The organism is Paludibacter jiangxiensis (assembly GCF_001618385.1).
GTDB classification, from domain to species: Bacteria; Bacteroidota; Bacteroidia; order Bacteroidales; family Paludibacteraceae; genus Microbacter; species Microbacter jiangxiensis.
In genome coordinates this window covers 175,296-196,588 of sequence record NZ_BDCR01000003.1, presented here as the reverse complement: position 1 = coordinate 196,588, position 21,293 = coordinate 175,296, and the positions used below count along the sequence as shown (strand labels likewise).

The following is a 21,293-nucleotide window of genomic DNA, read 5'->3' as shown; positions in this document are numbered from 1 at the left end:
GTGTAAATATTTAGAATGTTATGAAAGAAAATGGTTATCCGCAAAGTGATCGCTCAACACCGTAGGTGTTGTTCCAATAATAACGTCGGGATTTATCCCGGCGGGAATGAAAGTCGCATTTTACATAACGCTGTAAGCGTTTTCCTGCAAACGGGATACCGCTACGCGGTGCAGGGAGGAAATTGATTAGGTTTACATCGGGATAAATCCCGACGTTATTGTTGGGTTACGCCTTTGGCGTAAAAAGGCCGTTCGGTCATTATGTGGATAAACATAAAAGTAGAGGCCTTAACGCACCGTAAACAATAGACTTTTGAACTTCACGTTAATATATTAACTTTGTTTTGGAAAAATGAACGGTTCAGGCAGGTTGGAACTCTGATTTTGCCGATCAAACATATAAAACTTCTGTTTGTGAAGAAACCCTTTTTGCTGATATTGCTTTTGTGTGTGTCAACGGCTTTTTATGCCCAACACAAACCAAGGTTGTTTGGTTATGTGAACGACAAAGAAAAGCGGCCGATTGAACTGGCAACGGTATCGGTAAAAGGCATGGCAATTGGGACTACGACCAATAAAAACGGCTTTTATGAGCTGCTCCTGAACGCTAAGGATTCGGTGGAGTTGTTTGTTTCCTGCGTTGGATACAAGCCATTTGTGAAAAAGATGCTTCCCGATTTCAAACTGGCTCAGCTCAATATTACGCTGGAAACGGATACCCGTGAATTGTCGGCGGTGGAAGTCAATGCTCCCCGTTTGCAAACCACGACTTCCGAACTGATAGATGTTTCTCATTGGCGGATGCTGCCCGATGCAAGTGGCGGTAGCATTGAGTCATTGATTAGTACCTTGCCAGGGGTGCATTCCACCAACGAGCTGAGTTCTCAGTATTCTGTCAGGGGTGGAAGCTACGACGAAAACAGTGTATACGTAAATGGTATTGAGGTGTATCGTCCGTTGTTGATCCGTGCGGGACAGCAGGAAGGGCTGAGCTTTATTAATCCGGATATGGTCCAAAACGTCTCTTTCTCCGCCGGTGGATTCTCATCCAAACTGGGGGATAAAATGTCGTCGGTGCTGGATATTACCTACAAACAACCCTCTGCTTTCGAGGGGGCTATCTCTGCCGGATTACAGGGCGCTTCGGCATACGTGGGCACGGCCTCTTCGAAGTTCAGTCAGATGCACGGCTTGCGCTACAAGAGTAATTCTTTTCTTTTGGGCTCTCTCGATACCAAAGGCCAGTACGATCCCTCCTTTTTTGACTACCAAACTTATTTGACATATAATTTCAATCCTCACCTTGAGCTTAGCTTTCTTGGAAATATTTCGCAAAACAACTACCGTTTTACTCCACAAGAGCAGGAAACTTCTTTCGGAACACTCCAAATGCCGCTGCAACTGAAAGTCTATTTTGACGGACAGGAAGAAGATGTTTTCAAAACTCAAACCGGAGCGCTGACACTGACTTATAAGCCAACGAAGAATCTGAAGCTCAGATTTTCGGTCTCGGCTTTTAATACCAACGAAGAAGAAACGTATGATATTGCCGGGCAATACTGGCTCTATGAACTGGCCATGACGGGAAAGGGAAAAGGGGAGCCTTCGACAACGGTTGGCATCGGGTCGTATCTTCAACATGCGCGCAACACACTGGATGCGTCAGTGGTTGGGGGCAGCCATGCAGGAGAGTTGCGAGCCGGCAACCATTTGCTTGAGTGGGGGCTGGGGATTCAAAGAGAATGCGTTACCAATAAGATGAAGGAGTGGGAGTATCGCGATTCCGCAGGCTACTCGTTGCCATACACTTCCACGCTGAAAGTTTACAACAACCTGACCGCTGATCTGCAACTGGAATCTTACCGGTCAAGCGGATATTTGCAGGATACCTATAAATTACGTTCAGACAAGGGATTATGGTCGTTTACGGGAGGCTTTCGGATAAATAACTGGTCGTATAACAAACAGTTGCTTTTTAGTCCCCGACTTACGGTGGCATTCTTCCCCCGGTCGAGTAACCTTTCATTTCGGTTTGCTACCGGAGTCTACTATCAGACCCCGTTCTACAAGGAGTTGCGCGATACGGCTGTGGTAGGAGGCAATGTGGTTGCCAGTCTTAATAATCAGATCAAAGCACAACGGTCCCTTCATTTTGTTTTGGGGGCAGATTATCACTTCATCAAATGGAATCGTCCTTTTAAGTTTACCGCGGAAGCCTATTATAAGCCTGCAACAAACGTGATTCCTTATGTGGTTGACAATGTGAAGATAACTTACTTTGGCGGGAATTGCGCTAAGGCATATTCGGCCGGATTGGATATGAAATTGTTTGGCGAATTTGTTCCCGGCTCTGATTCCTGGATCGGTCTCTCTCTGATGCAGTCAAAACAGAATATTCAGAAAGGAACGGATGGTGCCGGCAATCCTGTTTACACGGGTTATATTTCGCGGCCTAATGAGCAACGGTATAGCGTAACCATGTTTTTTCAGGATTATCTGCCCAACAATCAGCGCCTGAAAGTGAACCTGAAACTTATTTGGTCCGACGGTTTGCCGGTTGCGGCATCGCATAATCCGTATGTGATGGCTTTTCGTACTCCTGACTATCGCAGAGTTGATATTGGCGCATCTTATGCATTGATAGACAAAACACACCGCCCACAAAACGGAGTCTTTTCGCACATGAAATCCGTTTGGCTCAATTTGGATGTGTTTAATCTTTTGGATATTAGCAACGTAAATTCATATATGTGGTTGTCCGATATCTATAATCGTCAATACGCCATTCCCAACTACCTCACACGCAGGTTACTTAACTTTAGAGTGTCTGCTGAGTTTTAGTTTGGCGTTGAATGTGTAACTTTTATGGCTTGGCGCTCACCAACTCACTTTCTCGCCGTATCTCCATCTCACCACCTCTTATCTTCTTTCTCTCCTCATCATCAGTTACTTGTTATTATTAACAAATTCCTTTGGTGTAAAATGCCCGATTTTTGGGAAGATTTGCTATTTTTGTGGTTAAATCTCTTATATTATGTCGCAAAACAGTGCAATGGAATTGCGTACCGAAAACCTTGTCAAACGTTATGGCAAGAGAACGGTGGTTGATCACGTATCTATTGATTTGAAGCAGGGTGAAATTGTAGGTTTGCTTGGTCCGAATGGTGCCGGTAAGACAACTACTTTCTATATGACCACCGGACTTATAACTCCCAATGAGGGGAAAATATTCTTAAACGAACAGGAAATTACCAAGTTTCCGGTATATAAACGCGCACAGGCTGGTATCGGCTATCTGGCTCAGGAAGCATCCGTATTTCGGCAGATGTCGGTCGAAGACAACATTCGTGCGGTGCTTGAAATGACCGATTTTTCAAAAGAAAAGCAGGCCGAAAAGCTTGAAACGCTGATCAAGGAATTTAGTCTTGGTCATGTCCGCAAAAATATTGGCAACCGTCTTTCCGGGGGAGAACGTCGTCGTACAGAAATTGCCCGGTGTCTTGCAATCGAACCGAAGTTTATCATGCTCGATGAGCCGTTTGCCGGTGTTGACCCTATTGCCGTTCAGGATATTCAGGATATTGTCTGGCATCTGAAGGATATGAATATCGGGATTCTGATTACCGACCATAACGTAGACGAAACGCTTTCTATTACCGACCGTGCCTATTTGTTGTTCGAAGGGAAGATCCTGTTTCAGGGCACAGCTGAAGAACTGGCTGGGAATCCTATTGTGCGTGAAAAGTACCTCGGGCGCGATTTCGAGCTGAAACGGAAAAAAGGTCAATTTGTGCCTCAGGCCTAAGATTAACGACAAACATTCGTCACTACCATGATTATTGATCCGATAAAACAGATGCAGGATGAACAGGTAATGATTCAGCAGGCTTTTGATGAAGTGCTGAATGTTTATACCCATTCGCCACACCGACAAAAGGTTGAAATTATTCAGAAAGCCTTTGAGTTTGCCAACGAGGCTCACCGGGGCATTCGGCGTCGATCGGGCGAGCCTTACATTATGCACCCTATTGCAGTGGCAAAAATCGTTGCGCAGGAAATTGGGCTTGGATCGACATCCATTTGTGCGGCTCTTTTACATGATGTGGTTGAAGATACCGATTATACAGTCGAGGATATCGAGACTCAATTTAATAAGCGAATAGCCATCATCGTTGACGGGCTGACGAAAATCTCGGGTGGGGTATTTGCCGAACGGGTTTCGGAGCAGGCAGAAAATTTCAGAAAGCTACTGCTTACCATGTCCGAAGATATTCGTGTAATTCTGATTAAAATTGCCGACCGCCTTCACAATATGCGAACCCTTGGTTCCATGCCTCCGGCAAAGCAGTATAAAATAGCCGGCGAAACGCTCTACATCTACGCTCCTCTTGCCAACCGCCTTGGACTCTTCTCCATAAAAAGCGAACTCGAAAATCTCAGTTTCAAATACGAACACCCCGAAACATTTGCTGAAATTACGGCTCAAATAGAAGCCGAATCCGCTGAACACGAACAGATTTATAGCGAATTCAAAACTCCGATAGAAGCCAAATTGAAAGCTCTGGGTTTTACTGCCGAATTGAAGGAACGGGTAAAAACGGTTTATTCTGTCTGGCACAAAATGCAAACAAAGAGTATTCCGTTTGAGGAAGTATATGACCTTTTGGCTCTTCGTATCGTGTTTGAACCTAAACCGGAAATGACGGAGCAGGAACAGTGTTGGATTATCTATTCTGCTATCACACAGATATATCGTCCGCATCCCGAACGTATCCGCGATTGGGTGAGCACACCTAAGGCAAATGGGTATTCGGCTTTGCATGTCACGGTTATGGGGCCTCACGGGCGCTGGATTGAAGTTCAGATCCGCAGTACGCACATGAACGAGGTGGCAGAAAAGGGTCTTGCCGCTCACTGGAAATATAAGACAGGGGAACAACGCGACGATGAAACCGAACTCGACAAATGGCTGAAAGAGTTGAAGGAAGAGCTCAAAAATCCGACACCAAGTGCGGTAGATTTCATGGATAACGTGAAGTTGAATCTCTTTGCTTCCGAAATATTTGTATTTACTCCGAAGGGTGAAATTAAAACTATTCCTCAGGGAGCTACAGCTCTTGATTTTGCATTTCTGCTTCACTCTGATTTAGGATTCAAGTGTATCGGCGCAAAGGTGAATCATAAGTTAGTACCTTTGAGTCATGTCCTTGCCAGTGGCGACCAAGTGGAGATTCTGACAGCTAAAATGCAAAAGCCGCAGGCCGAATGGTTGCGTTTTGTGGTTACGGCACGTGCCAAAACCAAATTAGAAAATGCCCTGAAAAAAGAGCTTACGTCTGTTTCGCAAACCGGGCAGAAAAACATTGAAGAAGAACTGAAAAAGGTGAGTCTGGCACCTACACCAGACACTATTCAGCGTTTGGTGGAGTACTACAAATTGGCAGACAAAAAGGAATTGTACCGTCAGGCAGGAAAAAATTATATTGATCTGGCAGATATTTCCAAAAAAATATTCAAGCCCAGACAACCGAACCTTCTTAAGAAGTTTGTGACGCTTCAGTTTGGTAGCTCGGAAAATAAAAAGGGCAAAGATGAAGAGGAGATTGCTGTATCAGCCCATAAGGTGGATCGTAAAAAAACGTTCCGTCTGACCGATGAAAAATCGGGCAAATCTTTCCGTATTGCACCTTGTTGTCAGCCGATTCCGGGCGATGACGTGTTTGGTTATGTGGATGAAGATGAGGTGGTAATTGTTCACAAACGCCAGTGCCCCGAAGCCCTGAAACTTAAAGCCAGTCACGGAGAAAGGATTGTTACGGCAGAATGGGCAATGCACAAAGAACTATCTTTCGCGGTAACAGTTGAAATGAATGGTATTGACCGTATTGGGATGCTTCGCGAGATTTCCCGTGTTGTTACCGATGAATATTCAATTAATATTCAGAGTATTAATATCGAAACAAAAGACGGGATATTCTATGGGCGTCTGCACCTGTATGTATATGGTACGGAACAGGTCAATAATCTGTGTATGAAGCTCTTGAAGATAAAGGGAATGAGCTCTGTGAAACGAGTAGAAGCGTGATGTAATTGTTAACGCTTAATTCTTAGTAGTCAATGATTGGTTTGCAACTATTTCGTTGACCCTTTTTTTATCCAGAGCTTTTTTCTTCTTTGCATGCTTATCGTAAGCTTCTACGATCTGACGAACCAGTTTGTGTCGAACGATGTCTTTAACAGAGAATTCTACTTTCGCAATTCCCTTCACGTTCCGCAATACTTCCAGCGATTCGATCAAACCTGATTTTTGAGAGGGAGGAAGGTCTATCTGTGTTATATCTCCTGTGATAATTACCTTGCTGTTGATGCCCATGCGGGTAAGGAACATCTTGATTTGCATCGTGGATGTGTTTTGGGCCTCATCCAGTATCACCACTGCATCATTAAGGGTTCGTCCACGCATAAAAGCCAAAGGTGCAATCTGAATAGTTCCGTTTTCCATGAATTCCTTCAGTTTGGCTCCCGGAATCATATCCTGTAAAGCATCGTAGAGTGGTTGCAGATACGGATCTATCTTTTCCTTCATATCACCGGGAAGAAAGCCCAGTTTTTCGCCAGCTTCGACGGCAGGGCGACTCAAAATGATCTTCTTAATCTCCTTGTTTTTCAGAGAACGAACGGCAAGGGCGATGGCGGTATACGTCTTTCCTGAACCGGCAGGGCCTATGGCGAATAAGAGGTCATTTTTTTCGAATTCCTTGACGAGCTTTTTTTGGTTTTCTGTGCGCGCGGTAATGGTTTTCCCGTTGATACCGTGGATAATAAGATTGTCCTGTTTTATCTCGGTAGGGGAATTTCCTTTAATAATGTCGATAATCACTTCTTCATTGAGAAGGTTATATTCGGCACAATAATTCTGTAGCTTTTGTACAGATTCGTCGAATGCGACCATAATCTCTTCATCGCCCAATGCACGCAATACATTTCCACGAGCTACTATTTTCAGCTTTGGGAAAAGGTTTTTAATTAAGGCGATATTGGCGTTGTTAACCCCGGAAAAGACTACAGGGTCAACAGTTTCATTGAGTAATATGGTGCGTTCGATCATGAATTAGAAGTTAGTGACGAGTAACGAGAATGAGTAATGAGAGTTTTAACGTTTCCAGTTTTTTCGGGTGGTAGAAAATATTTTAAGAAGCTCGGTGACTTCCGTTATTAATTGTTCAATTTGTGAAACATCAATAAGTGCTGCCTTTTTTAACAATTCCAACCAGAAAAGTGTTTCGTCAGTCTCTTCAATGACAATACACAGTTTGGCATAGCTTTCAGCAGAAGATCGTCCTCGTGTAACTGCTCGGAAATTTGCGGCAACGGAAGTGCCCGATCTCAATAGTTGTTTCCCGATTATGCGGGTTTCATCTTTGTATTTGCAATGATTGGAATAGAATGATACAATAGCAACAGCAAAGTTCATAGTGCGTTCGCAGTATTTATCGTAAAAATCACCTGTTCCCATTGTCTTTATTCTGCGTTACTCATTACTCGTTACTCATTACTCGTTACTGGATTAGTATGCAAACAAGTCATATCCGGCCATCACTCCGTTTACTTTGTCGCGAACTGATTTGATGACAGTTTCGTTGTCTGTGTTATGAAGTACAGTGTCGATCATTTCAACGATTTCTCCCATCAGGCCTTCTTTCGCACCACGGGTAGTGATTGCAGGAGTACCAACGCGGATACCCGAAGTCTGGAATGGAGAACGACTGTCGAAAGGAACCATGTTCTTGTTAACTGTAATATCAGCTCTTACAAGGCTGTTTTCTGCCACTTTACCTGTTAAATCAGGGAATTTGGTGCGCAGGTCGATCAGCATAGAGTGGTTATCGGTACCGTCAGAGATGATTTTGTAACCTTTTGCCATGAACGCGTCGGCCATTACAGCTGCATTTTTCTTCACCTGAGTCTGGTATTCAACATACGATGGCTGTAAAGCTTCGTAGAAAGCTACAGCTTTTGCAGCTATCACGTGTTCTAGCGGACCGCCCTGGATGCCCGGGAATACGGCAGAGTCGAGAAGAGAAGACATCTTCTTGATTTCGCCTTTTGGTGTTGTTTTGCCCCATGGGTTTTCAAAGTCCTTGCCCAACAGGATAATACCACCACGAGGGCCACGCAATGTTTTGTGAGTGGTTGAGGTAACAATATGGGCGTATTTCAACGGGTTTTCGAGCAAACCGGCAGCAATCAGACCGGCAGGGTGAGCCATGTCGATCATTAACAGTGCACCGATTTTGTCAGCGATGGCACGCATACGGGCATAATCCCAGTCGCGTGAATAAGCAGAAGCGCCACCGACGATCAGTTTCGGACGTTCGCGGAGAGCAACTTCTTCCATCTGGTCGTAGTCAACACGACCTGTATCTTCTTTTACATTATAAGCCAATGGTTGGTAAAGGATTCCTGAGCTGTTTACCAGTGAGCCGTGAGATAGGTGGCCGCCGTGAGCGAGATTCAGACCGAGGAATTTATCACCGGGATTCAGTACTGCCAAAAATACTGCTGCATTAGCCTGCGCTCCGGAGTGAGGCTGTACGTTAGCATATTCCGCACCAAAAATTTCTTTCAGACGATCGATAGCGAGTTGTTCGCTCAGGTCAACTACTTCGCAACCGCCGTAGTAACGGTGGCCGGGATAGCCTTCGGCGTATTTGTTGGTAAGCCATGTTCCCATAGCCTGCATTACCTGGTCACTTACAAAGTTCTCGGACGCAATCAGCTCAATACCTTTTAATTGGCGCTGATGTTCCTTCTCGATAATCTCAAAAATAGCATTGTCGCGTGTCATGTAGAAAAGAATTATGTGAAGGTTAGAAATTGCTTAAAAAAGAAGTTGCAAAGGTAGCCATTTTTATTCAGAAACGAGTAATTGGAAACCCCTAACACTGGGATAAGTGTCCAATAATTAACAATTAATAATTAACAATTAGAAATTGTTTTGTATGTCTCTTTCAGATGGTTGAGGTGTTTCCCGATACTGTATGTTTCACGTACCCATTGAGCTGTTTCTTCCGCTTTTTGTTTATAAAGAACCGGATTGGCAGTAAAGGGTAAAAACTGATGGAGTAAGTCCTTTGGATCTTTGGTGTTGTAGAGATGAGCGTAGTTACCGCTATCTGTAATTTCCAGCATCACTTCCCAGTCGTTCACAAAAACAGGAACAGAGCTGGCCATTGCTTCGATAACAGCAATGCCGAAGGTATCATGATCGGTTGCATAGATAAAAGCATCCAGTTGAGTTAAAATGTCAGGCACATCCGAACGTGCACCCAGAAACAAAACTTTGTTTTCCAGTCCGTTTTCATTGCAGAAATTGACGCATTGATCGTAACGCCATTCTTCTCCCGGATTTTTTTTGCCGACAAATAAAAAGCGGAAATTTACACCCTTGTCGTTTAGTAGTTTAAGAAATTTGCAGATGGTCAGTTGATCTCTTACGGCTCCAAAGTTGCCTACGCTTCCAAGTAAAATGGTATCTGTTGTTATATTCAACTCCGCTCTCCATGAATTACTTTTTGCTGGAGTCAGTTTGTCGAATGAAATGCCGTTATAAACCGTTACTGAGTTTTCTTCTGCAAAGCGATATCGTTGATGGTAATATTTTTTCTGGGATTTACTAACGAAAATATTCAGGTCAGTGTGCCGAATGATCCAGCTAATGAGTGTTTTATCCGTTTTGCCGGCCTCCATATCGTAGCCGTGAAACGTAAGCACAACTTTTATATTTGTTCTAATGGTAGCTATGCGGGCATAAAGAGCATCGAGAGGTTGCTGGGCATGAACAATGGTAATATCGTTGCGGATAAGCAGCTTTCTCAACTTTACAAAATATGCGATATCTGTTTTCGATTTAGGAGTAAGGCGGAAAAGTGGAACTCCCGTTTTTTTGAAATCGTCGGCAAGTATTCCTTCTTTCCTGTAAATGCCAACAAAGGAAAATCCTGCAATAGCGGCATTTCGGAAACAGTCTAAAAGAAGCGTTTCTGTTCCTCCCCGGTTTAATGACCCTAAAAGATAGGCAATTCGCATACGAAATTCAATGTTATAAAGTTCAAAGTCAATGTTTAATGTTCAGTTTCTCCCTGTTTAATCCTCTCACTACTTGAATATTGTTCCCTCGTTCTGTTTTTTATTTGGCGTAAGTATGTATTGCTTGGCCATTGAACCCAATCGCATGAAACGAAACTGTAGCTGTAAAAGGGAAACCGGAATTCTGTATCTGATTCGTTCCTTCATTGGTTGATTTTCCCAATTTACTTTCAGTAGTTCCATTTTCGCGATCTCGCGGGTAGTTTTGTCTAAATAGTACGGATGTAAAACATACACCCTCAATGCATCCAATAGCTTTTTTAGAGAAGCATTATTGCATTCTTCGCTTTCGAGATATCCCAGGTTGAAGATGTAATGTTGGTGAGGAGGATAAACGCGTCCGTAAACCACAGCCCGGTTTTCTTGTTCCACATCATGATTATAATAAGCCAACGGTTGATTGAGAAACGCCACTTTATATTTCAGTGCGATTCTGATCCATAAGTCGAAATCTTCTCCCAGTTTAATTGCCGGATTCATCCCGTGGAATTCTTCGTAAGCTTTTTTACTGATAATGGTAGCACTGGTCCATACCGGCATGCAGAGAGTTTTGGCATATACCTCGCAATAGTCTATATAACCAGCCTTAAAAGCATCATCTACTCCAATGTTAGCTTTATGACGAATTCCTCTTTTTACCTGATAATAAGACGAGCTGTATAGTTTGGCGCCAGGAAACTCCTCTATTAGCACCTTCATTTTCGCCAGATAATGTTTCTGCCACCAGTCGTCGGCGTCCAGAAAGGCGATGTAGTCATATTTAGCTTCCTGTACTCCGGCATTACGAGCCATGGAGACTCCGGCATTAGGCTGGTTGATGATTCTTACATGCTCTACCAAAGAGTTGTTTCCCTCCTTCTGTTGAGAATGCAGGTAATGATTTACAACTTGCAAACTATTGTCAGTAGAGCCATCGTTTACAATAATCAGTTCAAACTCGTGGTAAGACTGATTCAATACCGACCGCATAGCTTTTTCGATATGCGCGGCTTTGTTATAAAGGGGAATAATGACGGAAAACATAGCGTGAAATATTTAATTTTAGATGCCCAAAAGCTCTATAGATTTATAGGGAGTACCGTAGTTTTCCCAGTATGCACGAGCCCCACACTCCAACTTGTACCGATAATTTTCATCTTTTATGAGTAATAGGATCGCTTCTTTTATCGCTTCTTCGCTGTCGTTTTTTATGAAGTGGATGTGCTTGCCGTGGATCAAAGGTGCCGGCAAATCATTCGAAAGTGGCAGAGATATGATAGCTTTTCCTAATGCTAAATATTCGCCTAATTTCCATCCATGACAATTCCAGAAAGCAGGTGTATTAAAAACAATGCACGATTTTCGTGTTTTGGCTATATATTCAAGCACAGAAACTTCACGTTCATATAGAACGTCTGCAAATTTGTCTATGGAGGAACGGTTCTTGTCTTGAGGCACCAAACCACCTTCGAAGGTTAAGGTAGAGGTGCTTTTACAGGCACGTATAAAGTTGGCTCTTGACTTGTTTACTCCATTGTCATTATTATTGTGCTTGTCAGAATACCATAATGTGCTGAGGTGATAAATGTATGATTGTCTTTCTGTTTGTAAATCAGGGTGATAAAAATCAATTGGGCAACGAAGAGTATATTGTCTTTTATATTTTCCCAATAATTTTCGAGTTTTTGGAATGCTGATTCTACATTTAATTATATTGGAAATAGCCAATTGAGAGGTCTTGGTTAAACTCCAAATTCTAATGCCAAAACCCGGAGCTAAAGAGATTAATTTTGGATATTCTGCGTGAGCAGTTTGTCTCCAGTTGGTATTGACTTTTCCATATTTATCGCACCATTCATAACATTCATCATTTATCGTATCAAAATCTTCAAAATCAATAGAGATTCTGATCATTTTGCCCGAATCACACAAAACAAAGTTGAAATTATAGTCACGCGCTTCCAAATGTTTAAATGGCGTTTTGTCAAAGATAATTGATTTTGACCCAAAACGATCTATCAATCCTTGAATATAGAACGAACTATAATAGACATTAGTAACCGGATCTAAGATGATTTGTATCATTTATTTGCGTTTGGAGATATACCTTTTGTATCGACAATTACCCCTTTTGAATAATCAAAGGTTGAATCTAATGAATAAAAATCTTCATTCCAATAATAAGAACCAGGTCGTACATTATTTTTTTTATAGAGCATAAAGTGCAGATAGATATGTTCTCGTCCAGTTCTGAGATTGTATATTTTATTGTCTTTGTAAAGCCAATTTTCGGAATCATTTTTACTGATGTGCCCATCACCACTCAAAATGGGTGTGGTATATTGTTCTTTAAAAAAAAGTTTGCGTTTGCGAGTCCTTAGTAGACTGTGAATGAGTGGAAAAATAGAACAATAGATGTTTCTTGCTCGCCTCCAGCCCAAATGTTTCATTAATACTTGTCTGTAAATTTTCCCAATGATTCTGGATTCGGGAAACAGCAGTTGGCTGAAGGCTGCTTCATCCAGTTGTTCGTTAATTTCTGAGCATAATTTTGCTTGCCAATCTTTGATCTGCAAACAGAGGTGATTATATTTTTGAATATTACGAATAATCGTCAGATGTCCGCTCACACGATCGTTGTGAGTGGAAAATACATCATATTTTGATAGTAAATCATCTGGATAGAATTTCTTTAAATTGCCCCAAATAATATCCAGATCTCCAAATCCCCAAAAATCATAAGCCTTAAGTATATCGGCATGTACGATTCCATAAAAAGGCCTTAGATCGCATAATTTATATGCACATTGTGGGGAAAAATGAATGTTTAGCTTGTTGCTGGTATTCTTGCAATACTCTTCAAAATCAATTGGATAGAAAAATAAGTTGCTTGATTTTGTTTGTGGAATGAGACAATCTGTAAAAAAAATCCAATCAATATGATTATTATTCCGGCATGAATAAAAATATACATCTATCCATTCTGGCCATTGTCCGAAATAGGGTATAATTATAGCAATATGGTTAGCGTCTTTGTTCACAATTGATTTATCTCTCTTATTGAATCGCAACTTTGAATAATGCTATATCTGTTTTTTAATCTCAAAAAGGGTTTTTCAAAATAATTATATGAAATTATTGCAATAATTATTGTTGAGGATATTACCCAGACGAATATCAGAATGTATTGTAATGCTGGATTTACATTTACACTCATCTTTATCCATATTCTCGAACTGATGAATATTATTAATGGGTGAATTACATAAATGCCATATGAGATCTTGCCAATGAAATCAAAAATTGGTTTTTCAAGGTTGATAATCTTATTTTCTACTACCTGACCTAAAATTAGCAATAGAGAGAAAAGAGCAATGACGTCATTCCGGCATGCAGCTGGTATATATTCATTCAGGAAACAACTGAACAAAAAATAGAGCCAAGTAATCGTTTGCACATAATGGTTGGTCGTTAATGCTAAAATTGTTTTGTTTTTATGATAATATACAATTGCGCCTAAGGCTCCAAGCATCATACTCTGAAAACAAGTGACGGCAAAAAAACGGTATATCAGGGAGTGATTTGTGAATAATAACCAAGTTCCGTATTTCAGGGTAATCCACACAACAAGAATTAATAAAGTTATAATATGTATTCTATGTCTTGAGACTTTGACTAGCCAGGGCCAAAACAAATAAAATTGTTCCTCAACACCTAAACTCCAGTAGTGTACAATTATCCAGATTCCGATTGATGATATAAACGGAATGTTGGCTCCGAAAAAAAGGTAATAAACTAGATTGTTATTCAATATGTCTTTTTGCAATCCCAAAATTGTCAAGACGATTACTGCAATCAGAATATATCCATAGTAAAGCGGCCAGATTCTTAAAATTCTACGCAAATAGAATTTTTTAATATCAATCGAATCAGTCGATGTAATTTCATGTAACAATAAATAAGTTATAAGAAATCCACTGATGACAAAAAACAGAATTACGCCTCCTTCAAAAATAGGTAATTTGACGACTTCTAAATTCCAATTGCCAAAAGTACCCAAAAATACGTGAGAAAGAAGAACCGAAAGAGCAGCTATCGCTCGTAGTCCATTTAAGCCGGGTAAATGAATATGTTTTTCTCTATTTATTTGCGTTTCGTCCATTTTTCCCATTTAAAAAGTCCTCTTTCCATCCACCAAACTAATTTTCGTGTTAACCAATATCTATTAAGACGTTTCATCTGTTCTATTGGGAAGGCCCATTGTTTGTAGTCGGCCATAACTGCAGCCGGTAATAGCTCGGATAGTACCTGTTCTCGTTCTGCTTTATCTAAAGCATGATTGGTGCTGCTGATTCCATGCATATCGAAGATAGTTACATCAATATCTGCGTAGGCTGTTGTTTCTTCTCCGAAAACAACTACCTGCAAAAACCATTTCCAGTCGGAGACAATCTTCAGCTTCTCGTCATACAATCCATATTTGTCATATAAGGAGCGGCGTATGTATGAGGGGGAATGATTGATAGTTCCCCGGATAAAGTCGATCATAGCAGGTTGTTTTCCGGCGAGACCTCTGTCGCATAAAATGCCTTTAGGTAGAGACTTAAGCATATTTCCATACAGGATAGCAATTTTGTCTTTGTTTTTTGTTTTTTGTTCTTTGCTCTCCAAATCTCTCAGCATCTTCTTTGTGACATCCTGAGTCGCTAATAAATCTCCCGAATTCAAGAACTGCACATATTCTCCCTGTGCCATTTTAATGCCCTTGTTCATGGCGTGGTAGATGCCGTTGTCCGGTTCGCAGAGCCATTTTAGTCGGAGAGTTGGTGAGTCGAATTGGTGAGCATATTGAATTATTACCTCTTTGCTTTCATCAGTTGAGGCACCGTCAATAACGATGTATTCAAACTCCTCGGCAGTTTGAGCAAAAACGCTTTTCATAGTTTTTTGCAAACCTTCGGCGTTGTTGTAATTAATGGTGATGATGGAGAGTTTTATCATGGATTTTATTTACGTCTTCGCAAAATATCGGCGAGTACTTTTAAATAAGACTCTTTCCAATAAAACACTATACGACACAGTATTTTATGTTTTCCTTGGTATAGTTTTCGTAGATATTTTTTTTGCAAGCCATAACAGTGAATGCCAATAACTGCAACACGTTCATTTTCTATGGTTGTGACATATGGAATTCTTTTAACCCAACTAATATCCACAAACCCTTTCTTGTTCAATCTAAAAACAGGGGAGTCAAATGCCGTGACAAAGGCCTGTCCATTAAGAGGTGGAATCTCAATGTTAAAAAGACTATTAGGATGAATCTCGATATATTTATCAAGTAAGGTCATATCACTAATTCCTCCAACATTGGAGACTGTTACAAAATCTTCGTAGGCCTTTCTTAATATGGTAATGGATTCATTCTGGGAATAAAGTTCCATTACAAAATTGCAGAAACATGTTAAATAAGATAGTTTTTTCCAATAAACAAATCCCATTGATCCATTATGGCCTCTTGTTAATTGAAAATCTTTTGTTATGTTTTTTATAAACCATTCAACATCAAGGAATATAAGAACATCAGTGTCTAATAATAAAGCATCTTCTATACCATTTTTGATCATAAATTCCTGCAAGATAAACCATCTTTGAATACAAAATAGTTCATAGTCATGATTTGCTTTAGAGAAATGCTTATAAATAGCGGCAAAGCTATTTGCATTGTTCGAGTAATCCGTAATTAAATGATGGTGAATATTTTTGTGATGAGAGTTGCTTGTGTCACCAATCAGATAAATATTCGCATTGGGGTTAGATTTAATTGCTTGTTTTAGTGCATACGACAAGTACCAACTGTCGCTTTTATGAATGAAAATCAGATTCATATTAATTTATCCCCATTTGTTAATGACTTCTGCAACCATTGAGGCTTGATTCTTATTCATCACAGCACTGATGGGTAAACTTAGTTCCTGTTCATGTATTTTCTCTGTAATAGGAAACGACAATCCGTTCCAAACTGCGTAACAAGTTTGTTTATGCGGTGGAATCGGGTAGTGGATTAGCGTTTGTATGTTCTCATTACTTAAATATTGTTGAAGGTTATCTCTTTGAATTGTCAGTATGGGGAAAATATGGAATACATTAGAATCCCACTCATCAACATGGGGAAGGATAATGTTATGATGGTGAATATTTTCAAGATATACCTTTGCTATGGCTTTTCGAGTATTGTTCTCATTGTCTAGGTGTTTTAGTTTTACTAATAACACTGCCGCTTGTATCTCATCCAGCCGACTGTTGAAGCCCTGATATCTGAACACGTATTTTTGAGACGAACCGTAGTTCCCAAGTATTCTAATGCAATCGGCTAAGGCTTGGTCATTCGTTGTTACAGCTCCGGCATCTCCCAAAGCGCCCAGATTTTTACCCGGGTAAAAGCTGTGACCGGCAGCATCTCCCAATGATCCTGTTCTTTTGCTTTTGTGCAGACATCCATGAGCCTGTGCGTTGTCTTCAATCAGTTTGATTCCGTATCGTTTGCATAAATCTGTCATTGAGTCATTATAAGCACATCTTCCGTATAGATGAACAATCATTATCGCTTTTGTTTTATCTGTGATTGCAGTTTCTATTTTGGATGGATCTATTTGTAAAGTTTCTATGTCGGGTTCAACCAGTACAGGTTTCAAATGATTGTCACTTATAGCAAGGATGCTCGCAATATAGGTGTTGGCTGGAACAATGATTTCATCACCTTCCTTCATAATACCTAATTCGATATAAGCACGTAATATCAGTCGTAATGCATCCAGACCGTTCCCTACGCCAATGCAGTGTTGTGTTCCGATATAAGCTGCATATTGCTCTTCAAAAGTCTGCACTTCTTTTCCTTGCAGATACCACCCGGAGTTGATAACCCTTTGTATTGCTTCGTTGATTTCGTCAATATGAAGTTGAGTGACTTTTTGTAAATCCAAAAATTTAATCATGATATGCTTGCTTCTGTGTAATCGAATATTTTTCAAAAATATAGTCGTCAGGATCGAAAAAGTCAGATGCGAGAACCATTAAAATTGCGTCGGAAGTGAAATTATACATGACATGCCAGTCCTGAGGCTGAATGGTCAGACATTTGGCAGGACTATCTAATACAAAACGTTCTTCCGTTGTTCCTTCCGTGCTGTAGATTTCACAACTTCCTTTCAAACAGATGGCGGCTTGTGTTGTATTGTGATGTCTGTGCCCACCTCTGATAGAATCATCGACTCCATAAATATAAAATATACGTTTTACCTCGAAGGGAATGACTTTCTCTATTACGGTAAGATTGCCCCGTTTATCAGTAAATGTTTGGAGGTCTATTAATTCTGCCATAATCTTAACCAGTTGATTCTGTTTGGTTTGGTTATATTCTTAATCAGGTGTCCGATGAGTATGAACCATCCGATAGGTTGGTTTTGTACTCCGAGTCCATCGGTTTTGCTGTGTATTTTGCGCAGTTCGAGAGATTTCCTCTTAAGCTGAGCTACGTAAGCTTTGTAAAGATAATGCAAAACTTTTCTGGGTAAGATATAATGGCCGAAAAAAAATTCATAAATGAATTTCATCTTATAGATATGCATATAATGAAAATGAAAAAAGATCAGATCGAAATATTTACCAGAATCGGGATGATAGACGACAAGTGTATTGTTTTCGTTTTCAATAGTATATTGCTGGACGTTCCAGGGGGCAACGCCACCTCCTAAGTGATTCAATTCATGTATGCCTTTAAATCGGGTAGTCCAGTCATCTAAATATTTCTGATCTCCAAATTTACCATCTTCTTTGCGGGCATAGCACCACTCAAGACACGCATCCCTCCACCAACGGAGAATAAACATTCCATTTTCAGTGTTGCGAAATGTAACAAACTGGACACAGTATTTACCGGATAATTCAGATTGGTCGTATATTGGCGTATAACGATGCTCTGTAATTAGCACATCGCTGTTGGCGGACATTTCATCGACTAAATGTACTGGGTCTCCGTAAAAATACAAATCGGCATCTATATACGTGCAATGATCAAGTAGATACTTTTCAATACAATATAAAATAGTTGACGAGGTGCAGGTCCAGCAATATTCAGCTTTGCTCCGTTGAGGTTTAACTTTGAGTAATTGTTCATCTTCGAATTCTGACAGCGAAATAATAGTTACATTGTTTAATTTTAATCGCGTCAGAGTTTGATGACAATTGTCATCAAAAGCAAATATATATAGATGAAAATCAGAACAATGTTTGGTTAAAGAGTCATACATGCATAACCCTTTTGCCATGTAATTTGTGTCGAATAAGGTACAGAAATTCAGCATTGAAGATGTAAATTATGTTAGCAATAAACTTTCTTTTTGATGATAAATATATTCGACATTCCCAATAATCGGGCAATTTTATTGATGATTTTTTTATAAACAGGCCTCTTCCTTGGATAAAAAGCGCTGTAAAAGCTATTAATTATACTTGCATCTTCATATATGACGGGCAAAAAGCAGGGTGTAAATGAATGATTAAGCTCCTCAGATGCTTTGTTTGAATGTCTTATATCACAATGAGTTCCGGTGCCGTCAAATCCATTGTTAATTATGTAAGTTTTACAAGGCATTATAGATACGCAGTGGTGAATAAAATGATTAAGAACGAATCGTACTGCCCATGAATCAATTTTGCCGGCATGCTGTTCGAAAAGCATGGCTGTTAAATCTTCTCCCCCTCGGTTAAAGGCTTGTTTTATGGCTGAGTTTTGAAAAATATCAGAAATTGCGTTGTGATTCCAGTTGATTTTATTCCATTTTTCTTTCCAAGTCCCCCATCCGTACGAATACGCTCTAAGACTTACAAAAACATCGAATGGATAATCAGATGGAATGTCAATATTTTGTGGTCTATCTGCAGAAATAGAGAAAACAGAAGGGTACTCTTTATAGTATGAAAGAGCCTGGTTCATGTACGATAAAAAAGCCGGAGAGGTTACTAAGTCATCTTCAAGTACAATGACTCGCTCGTATTGGTCAATTATTTTGGTAACTCCTTCAATGACAGAGTTGGCTAGACCTTTGTTTGTCTTTGATTCATGTATCACAATTTGTTTGAATCCCCGTGTGGCGTTGATTATTTGTCTGACTTCTTCTATATTTCTGATTTGTTCTTGCGTGGCATTTTCTTTTGGACCATCTGCAAAAATATAAAGTGTGGATTCTTGCGATAGCTGGTTGTTTATTAAGGCATTTATTGTGTTTTGTGTATGTTGAGGCCGATTGTAAACAAATAAAACTATCGGGGCTAAATTATCTATTTTCATATCGATTAATTTGTAAGTCGAGTAGACGGTCTGCCAATATAGAATTGAAAAAACGGTGTTCGGAACTAAGTACCCGGTATTGATAATCTTGGATTAATTCGTGGATAAAATCTTGAGGAGGGGTAAATCCTCGTTTTGCTCCGTTTAGAATATAATTGGGAACCAACTCTTTTAGTGTTTCTTTTAGGAAATATTTCGGATTCCCTCGGCGGTATTTCATTTCGACAGGCAATGAGAATACAAACTCCACCAGCTTATAGTCGATCAGAGGTGATCTAATTTCTACAGAATTACCCATTCCTTGTCTGTCAGCTAAATAAAGGCAAAGCATGGTCATGAAATAGCTGAACTCGAAGTAGTTCATTTGTTCTATTTCATTGCCTGGTTTTTCGAGTGGAATATAAACGTCAGCATCTTTGAAGTTGTAACGATCATCGTCTAACGTAAAAGAAGCAGTCTCGGCAAATTTCTTGTAATCTTCATATGTCCAGTGTACAACCGACTTAGGGGTATATCCCAAGCTGTATCCCGCAAAAAGGATATGTCGCCAATTCGTGGCAAGAAAACGGAGAAATCGTATTTTACGTTCTGTGCCTTTGAACGGGAACAGTGCCTGATGTTCGTGTGATAGTTTAAGGGATTCTGCCAGCGCATTGGTTGATGGGTAGCCATAGAAGAGTTCGTCTCCTCCCAAACCTCCTAACAAAACAGTGAAGCCCATCTCTTTCGCCTTTTTGTACAGCGCCCATTGCGACATAGACGATACATCACAAATAGGTTCGTCGATATATTGTGAATATTCCCAAAACAGATCCTTAAAATCGCGAGCATCAAGTTCAATTTCATGATAAATCAGACCTTTTTCTTTGGCAAAACGTTTGGCAATAGCACGTTCATCGCAGTCATAATTGCCTTTGTATCCGGCAGTAACCACATGTACTTCTCTGCCCGATTCTTTGGCAAGGGCAGCAATGGCGCTTGAGTCAATTCCACCACTAAGCAGTACGCCTATGGGCACATCGCTTCTTAGACAGAGATTCACCGATTCCTGCATTAATCTTAGTGTTTCGGTTTTTGCCTGTTCAAATGTGCCATTAAAAGTTGGTCGGGCAAAAGGTTTCCAGTAAGTATGAAATCGCATTCCTGATTGGTCAACAAGAATATATTCGCCAGGTTCTATTCGTTTAATAGAGTTGACATACGTGTTTTTTTTGTCAAACGGATAGTTATAGCGTATGGATATTGCCAACTGTTGTAAATCGATCTGCGGTTTTTCGATGTATTGGTGAAGAATTGCTTTCAATTCGGTGCTGAATACCACTCCGCAGGGTAATTGAGAATAATATAGTGTTTTCTCACCGATGCGGTCGCGGGCAGCAAAAAGTTGTTTCGTTGTTGTGTTCCACAAGCAAAAGGCAAACATACCCCGCAAATGTTCCAGACATTTTACTCCGTATTCTTCGTAGAGATGCAGGATAGTTTCACTATCGGAATCGCTGCTAAAATGATGTCCTTTTGCTTCCAGTTCCTTTTTGAGCTCAATATAGTTGTAGATTTCACCGTTGCAGATCAACACCAGCGATTTGTCTTTGCTAAAGAGTGGTTGCCGCCCGTTTTCGAGTCCGATGATGGAGAGGCGTGTGTGAGCCAGTCCGCATGTGTCATCGCTCCACACGTCGTTCTCGTCTGGTCCCCGGTAGTGCATCTCCCGGTTCATTTGCGTCAGCCTTTGCCGGTCGTCATCGCTTATTCGAGTATATCTGTATATTGCTGAAATGCCACACATTTTTGTAATAAGTAATTAGAATGTGAAACAAAT

18 protein-coding genes are annotated in these 21,293 nt (G+C 40.5%); 3 read left to right on the top strand and 15 right to left on the bottom strand.

Annotated elements, in window-relative coordinates; genetic code table 11:
- Window positions 1-414 precede the first annotated feature (414 nt).
- The 3 genes from PJIAN_RS07315 (at window position 415) to PJIAN_RS07305 (ending at window position 6,085) form a co-directional block, all read left to right on the top strand.
- A complete protein-coding gene (locus PJIAN_RS07315) occupies window positions 415-2,841 on the top strand; it encodes a TonB-dependent receptor (RefSeq protein ID WP_068704636.1) in 2,427 nt (808 codons plus the stop codon).
- A 193-nt stretch (window positions 2,842-3,034) separates the two neighbouring features.
- The gene (lptB, locus tag PJIAN_RS07310) at window positions 3,035-3,805 is read left to right on the top strand and encodes an LPS export ABC transporter ATP-binding protein (RefSeq protein WP_068703594.1); all 771 of its coding nucleotides are present in this window, start codon (window positions 3,035-3,037) and stop codon (window positions 3,803-3,805) included.
- 27 nt (window positions 3,806-3,832) lie between these two features.
- Complete coding sequence (locus tag PJIAN_RS07305) at window positions 3,833-6,085, top strand: RelA/SpoT family protein (protein ID WP_068703592.1); 2,253 nt, start codon at window positions 3,833-3,835, stop codon at window positions 6,083-6,085.
- Between the two features lie 15 nt (window positions 6,086-6,100).
- Here PJIAN_RS07305 and PJIAN_RS07300 read toward each other — a convergent pair whose 3' ends face one another.
- The 15 genes from PJIAN_RS07300 to asnB all read right to left on the bottom strand — a co-directional run bounded on the left by PJIAN_RS07300 (window position 6,101) and on the right by asnB (window position 21,260).
- On the bottom strand, window positions 6,101-7,108 hold the full coding sequence (locus PJIAN_RS07300) for a PhoH family protein (RefSeq protein WP_068703590.1): 1,008 nt from the start codon (window positions 7,106-7,108) through the stop codon (window positions 6,101-6,103).
- Window positions 7,109-7,153: 45 nt separating this feature from the next.
- Window positions 7,154-7,474 (bottom strand): four helix bundle protein, encoded by a 321-nt coding sequence (locus tag PJIAN_RS07295; RefSeq protein ID WP_236714388.1) that lies wholly within the window; start codon window positions 7,472-7,474, stop codon window positions 7,154-7,156.
- Between the two features lie 93 nt (window positions 7,475-7,567).
- The gene (glyA, locus tag PJIAN_RS07290; protein ID WP_068703586.1) at window positions 7,568-8,848 is read right to left on the bottom strand and encodes a serine hydroxymethyltransferase; all 1,281 of its coding nucleotides are present in this window, start codon (window positions 8,846-8,848) and stop codon (window positions 7,568-7,570) included.
- A 131-nt stretch (window positions 8,849-8,979) separates the two neighbouring features.
- The gene (locus PJIAN_RS07285; protein ID WP_068703584.1) at window positions 8,980-10,089 is read right to left on the bottom strand and encodes a glycosyltransferase family 4 protein; all 1,110 of its coding nucleotides are present in this window, start codon (window positions 10,087-10,089) and stop codon (window positions 8,980-8,982) included.
- A gap of 69 nt (window positions 10,090-10,158) precedes the next feature.
- Window positions 10,159-11,172, bottom strand: coding sequence for a glycosyltransferase family 2 protein (locus PJIAN_RS07280; RefSeq protein WP_068703582.1), 1,014 nt, complete (start codon window positions 11,170-11,172; stop codon window positions 10,159-10,161).
- Between the two features lie 18 nt (window positions 11,173-11,190).
- Window positions 11,191-12,213, bottom strand: a complete 1,023-nt coding sequence (locus tag PJIAN_RS07275; protein ID WP_068703580.1) for a glycosyltransferase — start codon at window positions 12,211-12,213, stop codon at window positions 11,191-11,193.
- The gene (locus PJIAN_RS07270; RefSeq protein ID WP_153802514.1) at window positions 12,210-13,169 is read right to left on the bottom strand and encodes a DUF6625 family protein; all 960 of its coding nucleotides are present in this window, start codon (window positions 13,167-13,169) and stop codon (window positions 12,210-12,212) included. Before PJIAN_RS07270 ends, PJIAN_RS07275 begins: the two co-directional genes overlap by 4 nt.
- Entirely contained in the window at window positions 13,166-14,290 is a 1,125-nt protein-coding gene (locus PJIAN_RS07265) for an acyltransferase family protein (RefSeq protein WP_172795587.1), read from the bottom strand. Before PJIAN_RS07265 ends, PJIAN_RS07270 begins: the two co-directional genes overlap by 4 nt.
- Window positions 14,272-15,129, bottom strand: coding sequence for a glycosyltransferase family 2 protein (locus PJIAN_RS07260; RefSeq protein WP_068703574.1), 858 nt, complete (start codon window positions 15,127-15,129; stop codon window positions 14,272-14,274). The genes PJIAN_RS07265 and PJIAN_RS07260 overlap by 19 nt, the downstream gene beginning before the upstream one ends.
- A gap of 5 nt (window positions 15,130-15,134) precedes the next feature.
- Window positions 15,135-16,013 (bottom strand): hypothetical protein, encoded by an 879-nt coding sequence (locus tag PJIAN_RS07255; protein ID WP_068703572.1) that lies wholly within the window; start codon window positions 16,011-16,013, stop codon window positions 15,135-15,137.
- A gap of 6 nt (window positions 16,014-16,019) precedes the next feature.
- Window positions 16,020-17,120 carry a DegT/DnrJ/EryC1/StrS family aminotransferase gene (locus tag PJIAN_RS07250; RefSeq protein ID WP_068703570.1) on the bottom strand — a complete coding sequence of 367 codons (1,101 nt, stop codon included), beginning with the start codon at window positions 17,118-17,120 and terminating at the stop codon, window positions 16,020-16,022.
- Window positions 17,113-17,505, bottom strand: a complete 393-nt coding sequence (locus PJIAN_RS07245) for a sugar 3,4-ketoisomerase (RefSeq protein ID WP_068703568.1) — start codon at window positions 17,503-17,505, stop codon at window positions 17,113-17,115. Before PJIAN_RS07245 ends, PJIAN_RS07250 begins: the two co-directional genes overlap by 8 nt.
- Window positions 17,493-18,134 (bottom strand): hypothetical protein, encoded by a 642-nt coding sequence (locus PJIAN_RS07240; protein ID WP_201787349.1) that lies wholly within the window; start codon window positions 18,132-18,134, stop codon window positions 17,493-17,495. The genes PJIAN_RS07245 and PJIAN_RS07240 overlap by 13 nt, the downstream gene beginning before the upstream one ends.
- Window positions 18,135-18,505: 371 nt before the next feature.
- Window positions 18,506-19,474 (bottom strand): glycosyltransferase family protein, encoded by a 969-nt coding sequence (locus tag PJIAN_RS07235; protein WP_068703566.1) that lies wholly within the window; start codon window positions 19,472-19,474, stop codon window positions 18,506-18,508.
- Window positions 19,461-21,260 carry an asparagine synthase (glutamine-hydrolyzing) gene (gene asnB / locus PJIAN_RS07230; RefSeq protein WP_068703564.1) on the bottom strand — a complete coding sequence of 600 codons (1,800 nt, stop codon included), beginning with the start codon at window positions 21,258-21,260 and terminating at the stop codon, window positions 19,461-19,463. Before asnB ends, PJIAN_RS07235 begins: the two co-directional genes overlap by 14 nt.
- Window positions 21,261-21,293: the final 33 nt, after the last annotated feature.